At 38.1% G+C, this 19,458-nt stretch carries 15 protein-coding genes; 5 read left to right on the forward strand and 10 right to left on the reverse strand.

Annotated elements, in window-relative coordinates; genetic code table 11:
• Positions 1–72: 72 nt before the first annotated feature.
• From CIK00_RS16455 to CIK00_RS16470, 4 genes are all read right to left on the reverse strand, one after another.
• Positions 73–1,551, reverse strand: coding sequence for a sodium:solute symporter family protein (locus tag CIK00_RS16455; protein WP_101769747.1), 1,479 nt, complete (start codon positions 1,549–1,551; stop codon positions 73–75).
• A gap of 42 nt (positions 1,552–1,593) precedes the next feature.
• Positions 1,594–2,490: an N-acetylmannosamine kinase gene (locus CIK00_RS16460; protein ID WP_101769748.1), complete on the reverse strand. Its 897-nt coding sequence runs from the start codon at positions 2,488–2,490 to the stop codon at positions 1,594–1,596.
• Positions 2,487–3,203, reverse strand: a complete 717-nt coding sequence (locus CIK00_RS16465; RefSeq protein ID WP_101769749.1) for an N-acetylmannosamine-6-phosphate 2-epimerase — start codon at positions 3,201–3,203, stop codon at positions 2,487–2,489. Before CIK00_RS16465 ends, CIK00_RS16460 begins: the two co-directional genes overlap by 4 nt.
• Before the next feature lie 265 nt (positions 3,204–3,468).
• Positions 3,469–4,338: a MurR/RpiR family transcriptional regulator gene (locus CIK00_RS16470; protein ID WP_101769750.1), complete on the reverse strand. Its 870-nt coding sequence runs from the start codon at positions 4,336–4,338 to the stop codon at positions 3,469–3,471.
• Positions 4,339–4,612: 274 nt separating this feature from the next.
• On the opposite strand from CIK00_RS16470, the gene CIK00_RS16475 reads away from it, so the two are divergent.
• Positions 4,613–5,506: a dihydrodipicolinate synthase family protein gene (locus CIK00_RS16475; RefSeq protein ID WP_101769751.1), complete on the forward strand. Its 894-nt coding sequence runs from the start codon at positions 4,613–4,615 to the stop codon at positions 5,504–5,506.
• A 75-nt stretch (positions 5,507–5,581) separates the two neighbouring features.
• Here CIK00_RS16475 and CIK00_RS16480 read toward each other — a convergent pair whose 3' ends face one another.
• Positions 5,582–6,259: a YoaK family protein gene (locus CIK00_RS16480; RefSeq protein ID WP_101769752.1), complete on the reverse strand. Its 678-nt coding sequence runs from the start codon at positions 6,257–6,259 to the stop codon at positions 5,582–5,584.
• A gap of 448 nt (positions 6,260–6,707) precedes the next feature.
• Complete coding sequence (locus tag CIK00_RS16485) at positions 6,708–8,315, reverse strand: NAD(P)/FAD-dependent oxidoreductase (RefSeq protein ID WP_101769753.1); 1,608 nt, start codon at positions 8,313–8,315, stop codon at positions 6,708–6,710.
• Between the two features lie 398 nt (positions 8,316–8,713).
• Between CIK00_RS16485 and CIK00_RS16495 the strand changes: the two genes are divergently transcribed.
• On the forward strand, positions 8,714–8,812 hold the full coding sequence (locus tag CIK00_RS16495; protein ID WP_101769754.1) for an oligogalacturonate-specific porin KdgM family protein: 99 nt from the start codon (positions 8,714–8,716) through the stop codon (positions 8,810–8,812).
• Between the two features lie 92 nt (positions 8,813–8,904).
• Here the strand turns inward: CIK00_RS16495 and CIK00_RS16500 are convergent, their stop codons facing one another.
• Complete coding sequence (locus CIK00_RS16500) at positions 8,905–9,822, reverse strand: DUF808 domain-containing protein (RefSeq protein WP_101769755.1); 918 nt, start codon at positions 9,820–9,822, stop codon at positions 8,905–8,907.
• A 776-nt stretch (positions 9,823–10,598) separates the two neighbouring features.
• On the opposite strand from CIK00_RS16500, the gene speA reads away from it, so the two are divergent.
• Positions 10,599–12,518, forward strand: coding sequence for a biosynthetic arginine decarboxylase (gene speA / locus CIK00_RS16505; protein ID WP_101769756.1), 1,920 nt, complete (start codon positions 10,599–10,601; stop codon positions 12,516–12,518).
• 103 nt (positions 12,519–12,621) lie between these two features.
• Complete coding sequence (speB, locus tag CIK00_RS16510; protein ID WP_101769757.1) at positions 12,622–13,539, forward strand: agmatinase; 918 nt, start codon at positions 12,622–12,624, stop codon at positions 13,537–13,539.
• A gap of 111 nt (positions 13,540–13,650) precedes the next feature.
• Here speB and CIK00_RS16515 read toward each other — a convergent pair whose 3' ends face one another.
• Both CIK00_RS16515 and eptA read right to left on the reverse strand, forming a co-directional pair.
• Positions 13,651–14,010, reverse strand: a complete 360-nt coding sequence (locus tag CIK00_RS16515) for a diacylglycerol kinase (protein WP_045035391.1) — start codon at positions 14,008–14,010, stop codon at positions 13,651–13,653.
• Between the two features lie 130 nt (positions 14,011–14,140).
• Positions 14,141–15,748: a phosphoethanolamine transferase EptA gene (gene eptA, locus CIK00_RS16520; protein WP_101769758.1), complete on the reverse strand. Its 1,608-nt coding sequence runs from the start codon at positions 15,746–15,748 to the stop codon at positions 14,141–14,143.
• A gap of 251 nt (positions 15,749–15,999) precedes the next feature.
• Between eptA and CIK00_RS16525 the strand changes: the two genes are divergently transcribed.
• Positions 16,000–16,407 carry an NUDIX hydrolase gene (locus CIK00_RS16525; RefSeq protein ID WP_193435483.1) on the forward strand — a complete coding sequence of 136 codons (408 nt, stop codon included), beginning with the start codon at positions 16,000–16,002 and terminating at the stop codon, positions 16,405–16,407.
• A gap of 128 nt (positions 16,408–16,535) precedes the next feature.
• Here the strand turns inward: CIK00_RS16525 and ygjK are convergent, their stop codons facing one another.
• Positions 16,536–19,166: an alpha-glucosidase gene (gene ygjK, locus CIK00_RS16530; protein ID WP_101769759.1), complete on the reverse strand. Its 2,631-nt coding sequence runs from the start codon at positions 19,164–19,166 to the stop codon at positions 16,536–16,538.
• Positions 19,167–19,458 lie beyond the last annotated feature (292 nt).

The following is a 19,458-nucleotide window of genomic DNA, read 5'->3' on the forward strand; positions in this document are numbered from 1 at the left end:
TATCCTTTTGAAAAGCGGAAAAGCATCCATCTTCCCCGCTTTATTTTAAGTTTATTTTTAACCGAATTAGTATTATTCAGTAACTAACGCTAATTCTTCAGCTGATTTATTTTTAAATAATGGTGCAGTAATAAAACCGACGACCACAACCATTAACGTACCAATGACACCGTAGAAGAAGAAATTCAAATCAGTAAAGCCACGTGCAATCAGCACTGCAACCACGGCTGCAATAACACCACATAAAGCACTATTTGCATTAGCTCGACGGACAAAGATACCCAGCATAAATAGACCCGTCATTGGGCCACCCATTAATCCTAATAAACTATTAAATGCATCCCATATTTGGCTTTCATTACTTTTAATTAAGTAAATAGAAGCGGCAACACCTAAGACACCTGCAACAACAGTCACAATACGAGCGGTATTAAAGCTTTGCTGTATATTCTTGTCTTCACCAAAACGGTTATAGATATCGATGGTGAAACAAGCAGAAATACTATTTAAGCTACTTGAAATACTTGATTGTGAAGCCGCGAAGATAGCAGCAATGATCAATCCTGCAATCCCAGCGGGCATTTGAGAAATAACATAGAAAGGCAGAATACCGCCAGTATTAAAATTCTCAGGTAACAATTGTGCATTTTGACTATAAAAAGCATATAACGCCGAACCGATAGCAAAGAAGAATACTGGCACACAAGCAACTAATTTGGCATTAGTGATCAAGGTTTTTTTCGTTTCTTCAATAGAGTCCGTTACGATATAACGCTGCACTACATCTTGACTGGCGGTAAATTGCTGTAAGTTAGCAAATAAGAAACCAATCATTAATACCGGTAAGGTACTGTTGGTCCAACTCCATTCAAAACTTGAACTTGGGAAGTATTTATCTTGTTCAGCACTTAAGCGGAATACTTCAGTCACACCACCGTCGACTTGAAAACAAATAGTGATAAAGATTAATACCGCAGCAACTGACAACATAATACCTTGAATAACATCAGTCCAAATAACACCCTCAATACCGCCAAGGAAAGTATATACAATACATAACACACCAATTAAAAAGACAATAGTTAATGGGTCAATATTCACAAATGGCATTAATGCAAGTGCAGTTAAATAAGTAATAATCGCAATACGTCCGATATGAAATAACATAAATGATATACTGGCGAATAAACGCATTTTAATATCAAAACGACGCTCTAAGTATTCATATACAGACGTTAAATTCAGTTTTCTAAAAAATGGAATATAGAAATAAAACACTATAGGCAAAACAAGAATCGCTAAATATTGCCCAACAAGGAAAGTCCAATCAGAAGTGTAAGCCTTCGCAGGAATAGACATAAAAGTGATCGAACTTAATGTGGTCGCAAACACACTAATACCCGCCGCCCAACCCGGTATACGGCCACCCGCTTTAAAATAATCATCTGCAGTCTTCTGACGACGAGCAAAATAGACACCAACTAACATGACACCAATTAAATATGCGAACAGTACAATGTAATTTATTGTACCAAATGCTTGAATTTCCATATTAAGCCTCACCATTTAGGGTTGAGAGAAGATAATTAATTTCTATGTATGACTTTCTTGTCGTGCAAACCAATGAGCAGCACCTAATAACCCAGCATCACCGCCTGACTTGGCTGGAATAATACGAGGTCGATAAAGTTCTGGTTTTTCATTTAAATACTGTTGAATATATTCACAATAATGGGGTGCAAGACCAACACTACCGCCAATAACGACCGTATCGAGATCTAAGCTAATCGTCAGATTGGCAATTAATTCCGCTACCGCCGCCGCTGAAGAATGAATAATATTTAACGCCTCACTATTACCTTCAAGTGCCAGTTGATACACCTCTTGTCCAGTACATGGACGCTTAAATAAGGCAGTACCAAGCTCACCGATCGCCGTACCTGAAGCCACTTTTTCAATACATCCCTGACGACCACAACCACACACAGGGCCATTAGCATCAACAACAGTATGTCCAATATGACCACTAATACCTCGAGCACCCGTTTGTAATTGTTGATTCAACACTAATCCACCGCCGATACCGGTAGAAATAGTAATAAACAACATATTATGGGTATTATTATTAGGGGTTAACGAAATAAATTCATACCATGCCGCCGCTTGAGCATCGTTCATTGCATACGTCGGTAATTTTGTAATGTGCTGAATTTCGTCAACTAATTCAAAGCGATTTAAGCCGCCTAAATTCGCGGGATTTAATGCGGTTAAAATCCCGTTATTAATAATTCCTGTTGAGGCAATAGCTACAAAATCAGCCGGCGCGATAAACGGCGTTAATAAAGAGGCTAATGCTGCGGAAAATACCGCGGGGTGTTGCGATTTAGGGGTTACGATTTGATGACGGTCAACAATATGGTTAGTCGCACTATCAACTAATGCGGCTGCTATTTTTGTGCCACCAATATCAACCGCTAAACAAACACTCATGCGATATCCTTAAGGGATAATTCATCTGTAGTTGCGGCTGTGTTTACCGCTTCTTTAAACCATTGGCAGATATGTTCAACACGCGTGATTGCAGAACCGACAGTGACGCAATTCGCTCCCGCTGTCATTGCTTGAGCCGCTAACGCTGGTGAGTTATAACGCCCTTCAGCCATCACAAAATAACCACGTTGGTGTAAAGCCATCACAAGTTCTAAATCAGGATCCGTCGGTACCTCACCGTCGGTATAACCTGATAATGTCGAACCAATAATGTCAGCGCCTAATTGGTGGCACATATCACCATCAGCCAAAGTCGCACAGTCAGCCATTGCTAAACATCCATGTTGATGAATAGCATTAATTAAATTTTCAACCGTTTCAGGACGCTGACGTTGCGTACCATCAATCGCAATAATGTCAGCCCCAGCAGCCGCAAGATCAGCAACATCCTGTACAAATGGCGTAATTCTTACTGCTGAATCCGTTAAATCTCGCTTAATAATACCGATAATAGGCACATCAACATGAGGACGTATTGCTTGTAAATTTGCAATACCTTCAATACGTAAACCCGCAGCGCCCCCTAAAACTGATGATTGCGCCATTGCCGATACAATCTGAGGCTGATCCATTGGGCTATCATCAACAGGCTGGCAAGAAGAGATAAAACCATTATTTATATGAGCAAGAAGTGTTTGTGAACGCTTAACCATGATCGTTAGCTCCAAAAATATCAACGTTATGAAGTTTGACTCCATCATGTCGTTATCGTTGGAGTGACGCAATAATGAACTTTTTAAATAGAGAGATATTGCACACTCTTTGCCTAAAATAACGCCAAATTCACGATGTAAATCACAGTTAAAAAATAATTCATCAATTGCGATTAATATTTATTGAATAACCAACAAGGCTATATTGCACCCATAAAAAAAGGCCACATTTGAATGTGACCTTGAGGGTATTTCAGGTAAATACTTAATCTAACGCTTGAGTTGTTTTATACTTCTGCTGACGTGTATGTTGAGGATTATCACGAACCAATAAAGTATAAATCATATCTAATACAAATAGTTGCGTTATTTTAGTGCCAATAGAATCCCCTTGCAATTGCCCCTGTCTATTACCATTAATTAATACATAATCAGACAATTCAGCCAACGGAGATAATGGATTATGCGTCAGCGCCACGGTAATTGCACCACACTCTTTGGCCAATGCTAACGCTTTAATGGTCTCTTTTGATGTTCCTGAATGACTAATACCAATCGCAACATCATCACTGTTTAATAATGCAGCTTTCATATACATAAAATGATTATTGGTTAACGCATCCACATCAAATCCAATCCGCATTAATTTATTTTTCGCATCTTCTGCAGTAATGCCAGAGGAACCAACCCCAAAAAAATAAATCCGTTTTTGCTGTTGCAAAGCGCAAGCCACCGCTTCTAATTCAGAAAAATCTAATAAATTTAATGTCTCACCTAATACATTATTGATCGTCTGTTGTAACTTTCGACCAATATGCTCAGCATCATCGTCTGCGGTTAGTTCAGTATCAAGCATGTGTTTTTCAGTATCATGAGGTGTTGCAACCTCAATCGCTAGTTTCATTTTAAGATCTTGAAAACCTTTAAAATTGATCCCTTTACAAAAACGAATAATACTGGCTTCGCCAACGTTAGCTTGCTGTGCAAGTTCTGCAATTGAAAGCTCAGTCACACGCTGAGGTTGTACTAATACATAATCAGCGATTCGACGTGCCGATGGTGTCAAGCTATCACGTAGACTACCTAACGTATCTAAAATTTTACCCACTTGAATTGCATCTGTTGCTGCATTCATACGTTATCCTTGCCATTCTTCAAACTTAGGTGGCGATCTGTATCGTATTATCATTATGAAGTTTTACTCCAAAATCAAATCCAATGCCAAATAACGATAAAAAATATTTTATAAATTTCAAAAAATCAATTAATAGCAATAGATCACAGTTTCCATTAAAAGCCCTCAAAGTCGTTTATTTTTTATTGCCAACCCAAATATCACTTCGTATGATAATACAACTCCAAAATAATTACAGTTTAGAAGTAAAACTTCATAAATAAGGATCTTAGACATGGAAAAGCTAACAGGTTTAATTGCAGCCCCTCATACGCCATTTCTAGCCAATGGTGAAATTGATTATGTCGCTATTGATGCTATTGCTAAACATCTTATTAATACCAACATTGTTGGTGCTTATGTCTTAGGTACAACTGGCGAAGGCATTCATTGTTCAGTTGCAGAACGTAAAGCGGTTGCAGAGCGATGGGTACAGGCAAGTGCAGGCCAACTGAAACTTATTATTCATACTGGTGCGTTAAGCATTACAGATACACTTGAATTAACCCGTCATGCTGATCAGTTAGACATTTATGCAACCTCTGCCATTGGTCCTTGTTTCTTTAAACCAAATAACGTTACTGATTTAGTTAATTATTGCAAAGCTGTCGCTGACGCTGCCCCTTCTAAAGGATTCTATTACTACCACTCAGAAATGAGTGGCGTAACGGTTGATATGGAACAATTCTTAATTGCTGCTGATAAAGTGATCCCTAATTTATATGGCGTTAAATTTAATAGCGTTAATTTATATGAATACCAACGTTGTTTACGCGTTTGTGACAGTAAATTTGATGTGCCGTGGGGTGTTGATGAATATTTCCCTGGTGCATTAGCGGTAGGTGCAATTAGTGCAGTGGGCAGTACTTATAATTATGCTGCGCCACTTTATCACGACATGATGGATGCTTTTTCTAAAGGTGATAATCAAACAGTGATCAATAAAATGGACAATGTGATTGCGCTTATTCGTGTCTTAGTTGAATACGGCGGTGTCGCGGCGGGTAAAACAGCCATGATGTTACATGATATTGATGCCGGCAACCCTCGCCTACCATTACGCACATTAACAGCAGAACAAAAACAAGATGTGATGTGCAAAATGCGTGATGCTATTTTAGCGTCTTAATCATTCTTTTTTATATACAAAAAGCCAGCAACTTTTGCTGGCTTGTTTATTCTTTACTGTGCAAATTAATATATATTACAGTTCAGTATCAATCGGGGTTGAGTGATGATTATGTTCAATATAAAACAATATCATAGCGATTGAAGTTGTTAATATTAATGGCGGAAATAATGAATATTGAGGTATTATTTGCATTATAAAGCCACCATTCATCGCGCCACAAATTAAAGCACCCCATAAACAAAGGTATTGCATCAACCGTTTACGATCACCTTGACCAACAATTGCCAATGCCAATAACCGACCGATATTAACTAAATACCCAGTGGCATACGTTAGTGGAATTGATTTTTCAATCGTCAATCGTAACGCGATATTTTGCATTCCCATGGCATAACATAGAATAAAATTAATCGCTAAAAAAGGTAGATAAGACTCCATAATAATGGCGAATATCAGCACAACCGATACCGATGCCATCACCACGCCACGATAGAACCGACGTCCCGACAAGGCAATTAATTCACCTGACATGGAACCGATAATAAAAATGCTCAAAATTGCAATATAAACAGCAGCACGTGGGTAGTCATGATAACTTAATACCATTCCCATATGGGTCGAGTTACCACTCATGAAAGAAGCAAACACGCCATTCTTTAGATGTAAAAACCCAACCGAATCAACAGTACCAGCAATAAACAATAACAAATATGGCATTAATGATAAAAAGAACCGCCTTTCATTTAACATTTACTATGTATATCCGACTATATTTCCATATTATGACTATCAGTAAACCCTTAGCACTCTATTAATCTAAAGAGGCTATTTACCCTTGCTGAACGCTATTGTAACCAAATATTTCAGCATAGCTAGCAACTTCAGTTTAGTGATGCAAATCACATAATAAAAATACAATCCAATATTGTTTGATTTTTATAACAATAGTCAATAATAAAAAATGAAGATATGTTGTTTTTTACTTTTAAAAAAACCAATTAAAAAATACATATAAAGAATTCGCTTTATATTAATGCGATATTCTGACGTTATTTCATTTAATGAAGAAAAAATGGAAAGAAAACAACAAGCAGAAGAAGAACCAGAAAATAACCGCCAAGGGCTCATGAGGAATAACAATAAAAGGTGCAATAACATTGTACTGATTTGCTGTTATTACACCTTTTGATTTAACTAATTATGCATTTAACATATCAAGCGCAATCGCTTCGGCAACTTTGATACCATCGATGCCCGCAGATAAAATACCACCCGCATAGCCAGCACCTTCACCACCAGGATATAAACCTTTAGTATTAATGCTTTGGAAGTCTTTTCCACGTTTAATTTGTACTGGAGAAGATGTACGCGTTTCAACACCCGTTAGCATGCTATCGGCATTTGAGAAACCTTTAATCTTTTTATTAAACGCAGGCAATGCTTCGCGAATCGCTTCAATCGCATAATCAGGCAAACTGCTGCTTAGGTCAGTTAACTTAACATTTGGCTTATAAGACGGTTCAACATCGCCCATTTGGCTAATGGTTTTACCCGCTAAGAAATCACCAACACATTGTGCTGGCGCGTCATAGCTACTGCCACCAAGAACATAAGCATTACGCTCTAACTGACGTTGAAGTGCGATGCCTTGCATTGGATCATTAGCAAAGTCTTCAGGTGAAATACCAACAACAATCGCACTGTTAGCATTACGCTCGCTACGTGAGTATTGGCTCATGCCGTTAGTCACAACAGACTCAAGCTCAGATGTAGCGGCAACAACCACGCCACCAGGACACATACAGAAGCTATAAACAGAACGACCATTTTTACAGTGGTGAACCAGTTTATAATCAGCAGCACCTAATAATGGATGACCTGCATTTTTACCAAAACGCGCTGCATCGATCATTGCTTGTTTATGTTCAATACGGAAACCAACCGAGAATGATTGTGCTTCTAAATGAACACCTTTGTCGTGCAACATCTTGAAGGTGTCACGCGCACTGTGGCCAATGGCTAATGCAACATGCTTTGATGGGATCACTTCACCGGTTGATAATGTCACGCCAGTAACTTGGTTATCATCAATATTGATTTCTTCAACGCGAGTTTCGAAACGAATTTCGCCGCCAAGCTCAATGATTTTACTGCGCATTTTTTCAACCATTGTTACCAATTTATAGGTACCAATGTGAGGCTTACTAACATAAATAATTTCAGCTGGTGCACCTGCTGCAACAAATTCTTGTTTAACTTTAAGGCCTAAGAAATGTGGATCTTTCACTTGGCTGTATAATTTACCATCAGAGAACGTACCTGCACCACCTTCACCAAATTGCACATTTGATTCAGTGTTTAGCTCACGCGTACGCCAAAAACGGAAAGTATCTTTCGCGCGCTCATGTACTGATTTTCCGCGCTCTAAAATAATAGGGTTAAATCCCATTTGAGCGAGAATCAGTCCCGTAAATAAACCACACGGACCCATACCAATCACGATTGGACGTTCAGTTAAATCTTTAGGTGCTTGAGCAACATATTTATAGCTAGTATCTGGTGATTTTTTCACCTGATGATCGTCAGCAAATGTCGTTAATAATTGCTCTTCATCAACGTCTTTTAACGTGATATCTAAAGTATAAATCAGATAGATATCATTCTTTTTACGGGCATCATATCCGCGTTTAAAGACATGAATATCAACTAGTTGGTCTTTATTTATCGATAACTTGTTGATGACAAAATCATGTAAAGCTACTTCACTATGATCTAACGGTAATTTAACTTCATTAATACGTATCATTAAGTCCACTAACTCGATTGGGAATACAATAAAAATATCTCGGAGAGAATAAATCCAGTCTTAATGTGACTGATTTATACCTTAGCCAAGTATTATCTCACAGACTTTAGTGTTTATCCCAATATTTGCATTATATTCCCATCGAAAACACCACCACAAAAAATAGGCAAATCCCCATAAAATAAAAAAGGCTTATACCGTATTATATAAATATCGATATAAACCTTATTTTTTAACTACCTGAATTTTACTTAACGGTAATTATTTCACTAACTGACAACGACCAAATGTTTGTGGATTATGGAAGTTTGGTTTTGGTGTTTTTGGATCGACCCATGCCATCGCTTATTTCTGCACTAAATATATAACTATCTACCTACAAAACAGTAGAAGGCACAATGTGGTGTCCATTCGTAGAAGTGGATAATGTTAGCCAAAGTCGAGTAACAGACAATCGTCAAACGCGTTACCGCATGGATATTAAATACACATGGTAATAATCTAAACGAATAACCAACAAAAAATGCCAGTGACTTATCATCACTGGCATTTTTTATTTTATAGCGTTTAGGTTTTTAACTGCTATAAATTAATGTGCTGATTTTCCACGGATCTTATTCACGATAGTGACAACAATCACCACAATCGTACCTGCAACCACACCTACAACGCCATTCAGTAACGGGGGTACAATCGAATGAGCACCAGTAAAAGTCACCAACTGTGCTAAATGTTCGACGATTACATGCACCGCCGGAATGCTATGAACAACAATACCGCCACCCACTAAAAACATTGCAATGGTGCCTACTATCGCCAATGTTTTCATTAGATAAGGTGCTACATTCACTAGCAATGAACCCAGACTACGTTGTAAGCCAGCGCCTTTACTGTGATTAACAAGGTACAATCCAGCATCATCAAGCTTCACAATACCAGCAACAACACCATAAACACCGGCGGTCATAACAATCGCAATCAAACTCACCACAATAGCTTGAGTTAAAAATGGATGATTCTGTACCGTACCTAACGCAATCACGATAATTTCAGCAGATAAAACGAAATCAGTCCGAATAGCACCTTTTATTTTTTCACGTTCATAAGCAACTAAGTCAATATTTTCTGTTGCTAGTTGTTCATGCTCATGTTGATCTTCTTCACCACCATGAGAAAATAATTTTTCTGCAATTTTTTCTACACCTTCAAAACATAGAAATAAACCACCCAGCAATAGCATTGGCATAATTAACCATGGCGCAATAACGCTAATTAATAATGCTGCAGGAACTAAAATTAGTTTATTTTTAAAAGAGCCTTTTGCAACGCCCCATACTACAGGTAATTCTCGCTCAGCACGCACACCAGATACTTGCTGGGCATTTAGCGCCAAATCATCACCTAATACGCCAACAGTTTTACGTGCTGCCACTTTCGTCATTAATGCAACGTCATCAAGAACGGTTGCAATATCATCAAGTAATGTTAATAAACTTGCGCCAGCCACTGCATACTCCTCACTAAAAACTTATACTATTCTAAATTAACAATTTCGTATTTATAAATATAACAAACGAATTCAATACATTATTTGTAACTAATTGTTACTATTATATACTATTTATTGCCGTTAATTTTCAAAGAAACAGTTGACCTAACCTTCAATAATTTACAATGCTCAATCGTCAATTAATTAACCATAATTGTTACTAAACACACTGTTATTATGGTTATCCACTTCTTTTAATCTACAGATTTAATTGTAATAATAATCATCTTTTATGATAACGATAAATCTTTTTTGTTTGCGCTAAAAACAATTCGATTGTTTAATCGCAGCGCACCCAATTATTGGTTTGAGGTGTAGACTGAGATTGCATCGGGCACTCTTATTCCCTGTCATACTGTGCTTGTTGTAACAGCACTACCTTTAAGGGTAATGACAATGAAAACTCTTGCTGCATTATACTCGAGGGCATTTCTTAGCCTCAATAAAATATGCAATAACGCAACCGCTAATACCAAACCTAATCAATCAAGAAGAACATCCCGCTTGTTCATGACTTGTAATGATGATTCCAGTTCAGGTAGTCCCAGTAGCTTGTAATTGAAAATGCTATAACACCGACAATGGTGTCATTAGATTTCAATAACAAAGCACTTTTATTCTGACCATTATCGCGTCAGTCATCACACTATTTCGATATTTACTGCAGCCTCGCAGGGATGTTTATCATCTGCACTTTTAGGCCGGCGTATTTTCGCTCAGGAAGAGATTAAACAATGAGTGATTGGACAATTAATAATGCCCGTAATGTTTACAATACACCTTACTGGGGTCAAGGTTATTTTGATATAGCACAAGACGGTTCTGTTATCGCCCGTCCCGATGTTAATAACCCAACCAATACTATCGGATTATCACAACTTGCTGATGAATTGATTGCAGCAGGTGCATCATTACCTGTTTTAGTCCGCTTTCCCGACATTCTCCATCACCGCGTAGATAGTCTCTGTAGCGTTTTTAATCAAGCCATTGAAAATTATGGTTACCAAGGTGATTACCTTGCGGTTTATCCAATTAAAGTAAACCAACAGCAACAAGTGGTTAGCGAAATATTAAAAAGCCAATATGCTAAACAACAACGTCAATTAGGCTTAGAAGCTGGCAGCAAACCAGAACTGATGGCGGTACTTGCAATGGCGCAAGAAGCAAGCTCAGTGATTGTCTGTAACGGTTACAAAGATAGAGAATACATTCGATTAGCATTAATCGGTGAAAAGCTAGGTCACGAAGTCTATATCGTGCTAGAAAAACTTTCTGAGCTCAATATTATTTTACAAGAAGCAGCGGAACTTGGCGTAACACCTCGCTTAGGTATTCGCGCACGTCTTGCTTCTCAAGGTAAAGGCAAATGGCAAGCTAGCGGTGGTGAAAAATCTAAATTTGGTTTATCTGCATCACAAGTATTAACTGTTATTGATGCTCTACGTCAACGTGACATGCTCAATTGCTTGCAGCTATTGCACTTCCATTTAGGTTCACAAATTGCCAATATCCGTGATGTACGTAATGGCGTTGGTGAAGCTGGTCGTGTTTATGCCGAACTTAAAAAATTAGGTGTGGGTATATCTACCGTTGATGTCGGTGGCGGTTTAGCGGTTGATTACGAAGGTACACGTAGTCAAAGCAGCTGTTCTATGAACTACAGCATCAATGAATACGCCAATAATGTAGTGTATGTTTTAGGTGATATCTGCAAAGAATACAACATATCAATGCCTCGTATTATTTCAGAATCAGGCCGTAATCTAACTGCTCATCATGCGGTTTTAATTACCGATGTAGTGGGTATTGAAAGTTACAAAGTAGAATCGATCAATCCCCCTGCTGAGGATGCTCCGCATATTTTGCATAATATGTGGCGTTCTTGGAAAGAGCTAACCGAACATACAGATCACCGTTCATTGGTTGAGCTTTATCATGATAACCAAAGTGATTTAGCTGAAGTTCACGCCTTATTTGCCGTTGGCATGATCAGTTTTATTGATAGAGCATGGGCTGAACAAATCAGTTTACGTTTATGTCATGAGCTTGCTCAAACATTGTCAGCAAAAAACCGTGCCCACCGACCACTGCTGGATGAATTACATGAACGTTTAGCCGATAAGTTTTTTGTAAACTTTTCTCTATTTCAATCATTACCAGATGCATGGGGAATTGAGCAAGTGTTCCCTATTTTGCCATTAAGCAACTTAGATAAAGCCCCTGAGCGTCGCGCAATTATTCTTGATATTACGTGTGATTCCGATGGTGCAATTGATCAATATGTTGAAAACCAAGGTATTGAAAGTACATTACCCGTTCCAACATGGAGTGACGATCAACCTTACCGTATTGGTTTCTTTATGGTCGGCGCATATCAAGAAATTTTAGGGGATATGCATAATTTATTTGGGGATACAGATACTGCGGTTGTGCGCTGCACGGCTGATGGCGGTTATAACATCGAAAAAATCAATCGTGGCGATAACGTCGGTGATGTATTACGTTATGTACACTTAGATGCTAATGAGTTTTTACGTCAATATCAGCTAATGGCAGAGCAACATCTGGCGGAAAATGAACGTGACGCTATTCTCAAAGAACTAGCAGATGGGCTCGAAGGATATACTTATCTAGAAGATGTTCGCGCAATTTAAGACTAAACAATTAGTCGTCCTATTTTAGAACATCCTATCACTATAAAAAGTAGTGATAGGACTTTTAGTGGGCCTTCGCCCTATCTTGTTGTTGGAGAAAATCATGGCAACACTCGCTAACTACCCAGATTACTCTTTATACGCCAACGCTTTTGGCTTTTTACGTCAACCATTAAACTTCTCACCAATAGAATCAGACGCTGATGTAATTATTACTGGGGTGCCGTTTGATATGGCAAGCACGGGCCGTTCGGGTAGTCGTATGGGGCCGGGTGCTATTCGTCAAATATCAACTAACCTAGCATGGGAAGGTAAACGCTGGCCGTGGACGTTTAATTTATTAGAATCAATTAAAATCGCTGATTGTGGTGATTTAGTGTTTGATTGTGGTGATGCTGGTCAAATGTGTGAACGCTTAGAAGCACACGCCAGTGGTTTATTAGTACAAGGGAAAACACTGCTTACTTTTGGTGGTGATCATTTCGTTACTCTGCCTCTGTTGCGTGCCCATGCCAAACAATTTGGTAAAATGGCATTAATTCACTTTGATGCCCATACTGATACTTACGATCAAGGCAGTAAATTTGATCATGGTACGATGTTCTATCATGCGCCTAATGAAGGCTTAATTGATCCTACACATTCAGTGCAAATTGGTATTCGTACAGAACATTGCAACAAACTGGGTTTTAATGTTATCTCGGCTGACACGGCTAATGATTGGAGTGTGGCGCAGATTGTTGAACAAATAAAAACAACGGTCGGGAATATGCCTGTTTACTTAACCTTTGATATCGATTGTTTAGATCCAGCTTACGCACCAGGCACTGGTACGCCAGTTTGTGGTGGCATAACATCAGATAAAGCCCTGAAAATCATTCGTGGGTTACAAGGTATTAATTTAATAGGTATGGATGTGGTTGAAGTATCCCCTGCGTATGATCATGCAGATATTACGGCATTAGCCGCCGCCACGATTGCGACAGATTTATTGCATCTTTGGGCAACCCAGAAACAATAAATCATGCAATATGATAGTCACATAATATGGTAGCTGCGTAATAGCATAAAAACGCCAGTATTTTAATAATCAAAAATACTGGCGTTAATTTATAACTCGATTAAAGAGTGACTATAAAAATAAAATACTGCCCCAAATAATAGCTACCATCACTAACGCAACAAAAACGGCCGCCGAACCAATATCTTTAGCACGACCACTCAATTCATGGTGTTCAGGCCCAATACGATCAACTACTGCTTCAATCGCTGAATTAACCAATTCTGCAATAACAACAATAAATAATGAACTAATCATCATTAGTCGTTCAAGTTTTGTTACTGGCATAAAAAACGAAATAACCGTCATTACAACTAATAAAATACTCTCTTGTCTAAAAGCGGCTTCATTAATCCATGCTGCTTTTAAACCCTGCATCGAATATCCAGTCGCATCAATAATTCGTTGTAATCCCGTCGCCCCAGGTTTCATCGTTATCTCTCTTTCTTTATTTTTATTGTAAGTAAATGACTCACTTGCGACAAATAATACCTTTTAAGCAACTAAATAAAAGTAAAAGTATTCTTATGGTCACTTTTACTTTTTATTTCGTCAAAAAACACTACTGTCGACACTGAGCAAATATATCTAATTTAGCATCGTAAACTTTTGTTTTAACATCCATCATTCCCAACAATGAATGGAACAAATTATCTTGTGAAAAACCACCAGCCACAGCTTCACGTTGTAAACATTGACGATTTATATGCTGGCTGTGCTGATAAGCTGGCGACAACCATAAAATCAAAGGCACTGTAGTTTGCTCTTTAGGCGCAATAGAATACGGTAGCCCGTGTAAATAGACCCCATCTTCACCTAATGATTCACCATGATCCGCCATATAAATCATCGCAGTGTTAGCTTTACTGTCATCTTGTTTAAGCATATTAATTACACTGCTTAAAATATGATCAGTATATAAAATCGTATTATCGTAAGTATTGGTGACCTGTTGACGACTACATGCTTGCAAGTTACTGGTATTACAGGTTGGCTTAAACACTTTAAACTTAGGTGGATAGCGATCATCATATGTCGGGCCATGGCTACCAATAATATGCAGCACAATTAATGTATCTTGCTTAGCCATATCAATTTGTGTCTGTAAATTTTTAAGTAACACCGCATCATAACAACTACCATCATGGCAAAGTTTAGGATCATCATCAGCCTTGATCACAATATGCTTAACCCGATCGCACACCCCTTTACAACCACTATCATTATCTTTCCAAGACACATTAATACCAGCTCGCTGTAAAACATCCATGGCAGTATCTTGATGACGAGCCGTTATCGCATTGTAATTGGATTTATTCATCACAGAAAACATGCAAGGTAGTGATACTGCTGTCGCTGTACCGCACGATTTTACATTTAAAAAGCTAATGACATTATGCTTGGATAACTCCGGGTTAGTATCCCTATCATACCCATTTAATGAATAATTCATTGAACGAGAAGCCTCACCAACCACCATTACAACAACATTATGTTTATCACCTTGATGGGTATTCTTGGCATCTAATCCAATCTGAGTAAATGGCATTTTAGCTTCAATCAACTGATATTTTGCATAACGAAAAGTGGCTGAAATATAATTGGTCGGATTAATCAGCGCTTTAATTTCAGAGTGATTACGTACTAATGATGCATAATCCTTATAATAACCCGCCGCAATAATAACAATAATTAATAGTGAAACAATAATACTTAGACTGCGGGCAATTAATTCTTTTACTACAGAACGATAAACAACCTTAATTTGACACAATATAATTATAGGAAGAATAGCAATCACGACTATCCACATAACACCGGCAATAGAGAAATAACTGCCAGCTTCTGCAGGATTCGTTTCAAATACATTAACAATCATACCATGATCAAAATACACCCCGTAGCTACACATAGCATAAGTCACTAGGCTTGATATAAAGATCAATACCGCAAGCAAAGGTCGCTGTAACCATGGCCACAATAATAAATTAAAAATGATATTTAATACCGCAAGAATAAATAGCGGAATAGTGGCAATAAAAAACACATCATTAGTACTGCTTTTTGAAAACAATTCGTTTAAATGTTCCCATAAAGCAATATTTTGTACAGCAGCAAAAAAAACAGCAACGAGTAATATATAATTGGTACTGGTTAAACGAAAATTCATTATGGAGTATTCCTAATATTTCATAACGATTACATAAACTACCAGCACATTGATGGTGAGAGACACTGGTAAGCATAAAGCCAACCGTGGCGATTATTGTTCCATTAAGGGCGATGATTATGTCTATAAAGATAAGTAATAGACACAAAACTAAACCATTTGCCCTGCTGAACAAATGCTATCATATAATGATAGTCACTTTTCTTTATTTTTGCTAAAAACACTATATTAAAAATCACCTAGAAAAAATAATGAACACTATTCAACCTATTGATAAGCTTGCCTGGCTTCATATTGACCAACGTAAATTACTTGCAGTACGCTCATATAGAAAATCACTCTATTATATTCCTGGCGGAAAACGTGATGCGGACGAAACGGATGCTCAGGCATTAATTCGTGAAATACAAGAAGAGTTATCGGTTGATCTTGTGCCTAAATCACTCTGCTATGCCGATAGTTTTCAAGCACAAGCCCATGGTAAAGCACAAGGTGTAATGGTTAACATGACATGCTACTACGCTGAATATAATGGCAACTTATTACCCGCAGCTGAAATTGAAGAAATTCGATGGATCAACAGTAATGATATCGAGATTAGCTCAAGTGCAACATTAATGATCCTTGCGTATTTAAAAGCCCAAAATTTAATCGATTAATCATCGTAAAATTATCCATATAAAAAACGCCAATACACAAACATGTATTGGCGTGATTTAAGGGGTACAAAGGGAAAAGTACCCTGCTTTTACTCAATCAAGCTTATATTTAATAAAACTTGATTACCCTATTTTAGAAAATCATTATAAAGCATATATAAGTGCGCCGAACTCCAAGAGAAATTATTCGCGCCTTGTACGGCTCCCGTTTCTGGGTTGTAGTTCTCTTGAATTGGACGATCAAGGGTTAGGCCTTCCGCATTGTTAAACAACTTATTAACCATCTCATTCGCTTGTGCGGTATAACCATAGTTCGTCATGCCTTTAACACCAAAGTAGAATTGATCAACCCACACTCGGCCACGCCAATAAATATCTGCGCCATACGCTGGATTATCTTTTGCCGCTGTTCCTAATGGCACTTTAGTATTAAATTTAGCGGTATCCATCATGTTTTTCACAACGGCAGCGGCAGTCATCTCATCAGCAGCACCATTAAACAGTGGCGACCAACCTTCCGCCCCCATACCACGCGCAACAATCGGGTTACCCGCACAACCATTATTTAATTGTGCCGCTTCTGTCGCATTAATATTAATGTCGTAGTAAAAACCAGTATTACGATCAAACATACATTGATTAATGTACTTTTTCGTTTCTGCTGCTTTTGCAGTAAAATCAGCCGCAGCATCATTACGACCTAATGCTGTTGCAATTTGTGCTAAGAATTTATTATCACTGTACCAGTATGATGCTTGGTCAACAGATTCTTGCATTAGTGAATAACCCACTAATTGACCACTATCATCACGGTTTTCACTAAATTTAACCTGCCAATCTTTCTTCGCTTGGTTTAATTTAGCCGTATTATCTTCACTCGTATTGGCATACGTTACTTTTTCACCATTCACAGCATAAGTATTATCAAACCCATGTTGTTTATGAGCATAACGACCAAGCTGATCAATAAGTGCAATTTCACTAAGGTCAGTTAGACCTTGAGCATCAGCAATAGTATCAATAAAACCAAACACCGCAGCATCATCACGCCCAGATTCCCATGACGCAGCGGTTTGTGCTGGGCTATGGATATCAATGTAATCGAATGACTCTAATAATTTATTATATTCAGCAATACCTTTAGCTGAAATCCATTTATCAGGATCAGCCGCCGTTTTATATTCATAAATTAACTGACCATCTTCAGTTGTATGTGCAGGATCAACCGCAGCGCCATATTCAGGGATACCATTATTATTGGTATCTCGCGCTGTTAACCACCAGTTATGGTAATCAACCAACTTAGGATACATCTCATCCAACCACGCTTGAGCATCATCAGCACGGTTATATTTATCTTTTAAGGTTGTATAAACTTCCCACACCGCCCATGACGCTAATGATGGTTTAGTATTACGTTCATTCCATGACTGTGAATCATTCATTTCAGTTAAACCAAGCGCATCACCACGCTCTTTAGACATGTTCATACCAACCACATCTAGTAGATAGCCTTTATCGTAAGGACGTAATATATCATCGGCTTTTACTTGATGTTCAAACACGGTACGAATGTTATTCATCGCTAAATCAGGGTTAAAATGTGCCATCGCATACGCTTGTTTCCACGTATCCCACGGCCATGTTAAGTTACCAGAGAACCAACGTGCAGTAACCGATGGTGTCACCGTATCATAGCTAACAAAGCCAGCAGGACTACGCCAGTTAGCGGTCAATGTCTCCATTGCTTTCACTGCTACACGTTCTTGATCTACGGTGGCATTTTTATTTACTAAGCCATGTTGAAGATATTGCTCCCAACGCTCAGTCGTTGCATTCATATAACGAATAGGGTGTTGTAGAATATCGCTCACTACTGTTTTTTCTTGTTGCCACTCAGCAGCCGTTAGAGTGTGACTAAAGACGGTATATAACGTATGAGTTGGCTCCGCGCCAATTTCAGCAACAGACTGATATTCAAGGCCATTAACATGGGTTGTGGTCGCTATATTACGATGAATATTAAATGCAGAACTACCGCTAGTACGAACCATCCATGATTCACGCTCTTTACCAAAGGCAATATCAATGTCACCGCTATCATTCGATGTCATTACACGGGTCAAATTAGGGAGTTGTTCAGCAACCGTAGACTTGTATTTAGGATCAGGTTTACCATCTTTGGCATAATAACCGTCAACCAGTTTACCGTCCCACACGAGTTCTAAATTTTCACCCGTCGTATTAGTAATAATCGTTTCAACAATCGATGAGCGTGAAGATACAAACTGTAACTTCATTTCAACCTTAATACTGTCGGCTGTCATTGTTTGAATTAATGCGCCCGGAATACTATGAGCCTCCGCACTAAAATCTACGGGTTGACCCGCTTTTAATATCGATAACTTATCAAAGTATTCAGCGACAGAGGTATTATATTCTTCAGTGATAGCTGTCGCACCAAAGCCACCTTTATTTTCAGGGTGTGCTTTTAAATCCGGTAATAAATGTCCATGCCATGCACCGTCATCATGCAGTGGTGTATACGCCATATGACCACCAACACCCACTTCAGCTAAATGTTGAGGTGTACCCGTTCGATCAAGAATATTCTTAAATTTCAATGCGATTTGTGGCTTTTCTTTCTCTTCACTGATTGAATTTACATTATCATCAGTATTACACCCAGCAGTAAACATTAACGAACTCACAGCCACTGCTAATAAGGTTTTTTTTGCTACCGTCGATTGTTTAATCATTTAAAATCCCCCGAGATTTAATGATGAGCTGCATCTTATAATTATTCGTACAGCTATTTTTTGTGGGCAGAATACAACCCGTACTCTGCAATTGCGGTGGATAATAAAGGTAAAAAAAACAACTAAAATTGAGGTAAATCACGTTTATTATTTTACTAAAATAGAGCACAAAAAAATGACAGAAATATTTTGAAACACTTTTTATTAAAAAAAGAGCTTATATAGGAAGGAATATCACACTATAAAAATAAGACCTAAAAGGAATATAAAATTCAACTAGTAATAACATTAT

Origin of the sequence: Photobacterium carnosum (assembly GCF_002849605.1) — a bacterium.
In the GTDB taxonomy this organism is placed as follows: Bacteria; Pseudomonadota; Gammaproteobacteria; order Enterobacterales; family Vibrionaceae; genus Photobacterium; species Photobacterium carnosum.

What these genes read in the sequence shown, in the direction of transcription:
- CIK00_RS16475 (WP_101769751.1), top strand. Translation starts at nt 4,613, where the DNA reads ATGGAAAAGCTAACAGGTTTAATTGCAGCCCCTCATACGCCATTTCTA.
- CIK00_RS16465 (WP_101769749.1), bottom strand. Translation starts at nt 3,203, where the DNA reads ATGGTTAAGCGTTCACAAACACTTCTTGCTCATATAAATAATGGTTTT.
- speA (WP_101769756.1), top strand. Translation starts at nt 10,599, where the DNA reads ATGAGTGATTGGACAATTAATAATGCCCGTAATGTTTACAATACACCT.
- eptA (WP_101769758.1), bottom strand. Translation starts at nt 15,748, where the DNA reads ATGAATTTTCGTTTAACCAGTACCAATTATATATTACTCGTTGCTGTT.
- CIK00_RS16485 (WP_101769753.1), bottom strand. Translation starts at nt 8,315, where the DNA reads ATGATACGTATTAATGAAGTTAAATTACCGTTAGATCATAGTGAAGTA.
- speB (WP_101769757.1), top strand. Translation starts at nt 12,622, where the DNA reads ATGGCAACACTCGCTAACTACCCAGATTACTCTTTATACGCCAACGCT.
- ygjK (WP_101769759.1), bottom strand. Translation starts at nt 19,166, where the DNA reads ATGATTAAACAATCGACGGTAGCAAAAAAAACCTTATTAGCAGTGGCT.
- CIK00_RS16480 (WP_101769752.1), bottom strand. Translation starts at nt 6,259, where the DNA reads ATGTTAAATGAAAGGCGGTTCTTTTTATCATTAATGCCATATTTGTTA.
- CIK00_RS16470 (WP_101769750.1), bottom strand. Translation starts at nt 4,338, where the DNA reads ATGAATGCAGCAACAGATGCAATTCAAGTGGGTAAAATTTTAGATACG.
- CIK00_RS16460 (WP_101769748.1), bottom strand. Translation starts at nt 2,490, where the DNA reads ATGAGTGTTTGTTTAGCGGTTGATATTGGTGGCACAAAAATAGCAGCC.
- CIK00_RS16455 (WP_101769747.1), bottom strand. Translation starts at nt 1,551, where the DNA reads ATGGAAATTCAAGCATTTGGTACAATAAATTACATTGTACTGTTCGCA.
- CIK00_RS16515 (WP_045035391.1), bottom strand. Translation starts at nt 14,010, where the DNA reads ATGAAACCTGGGGCGACGGGATTACAACGAATTATTGATGCGACTGGA.
- CIK00_RS16525 (WP_193435483.1), top strand. Translation starts at nt 16,000, where the DNA reads ATGAACACTATTCAACCTATTGATAAGCTTGCCTGGCTTCATATTGAC.
- CIK00_RS16495 (WP_101769754.1), top strand. Translation starts at nt 8,714, where the DNA reads ATGTGGTGTCCATTCGTAGAAGTGGATAATGTTAGCCAAAGTCGAGTA.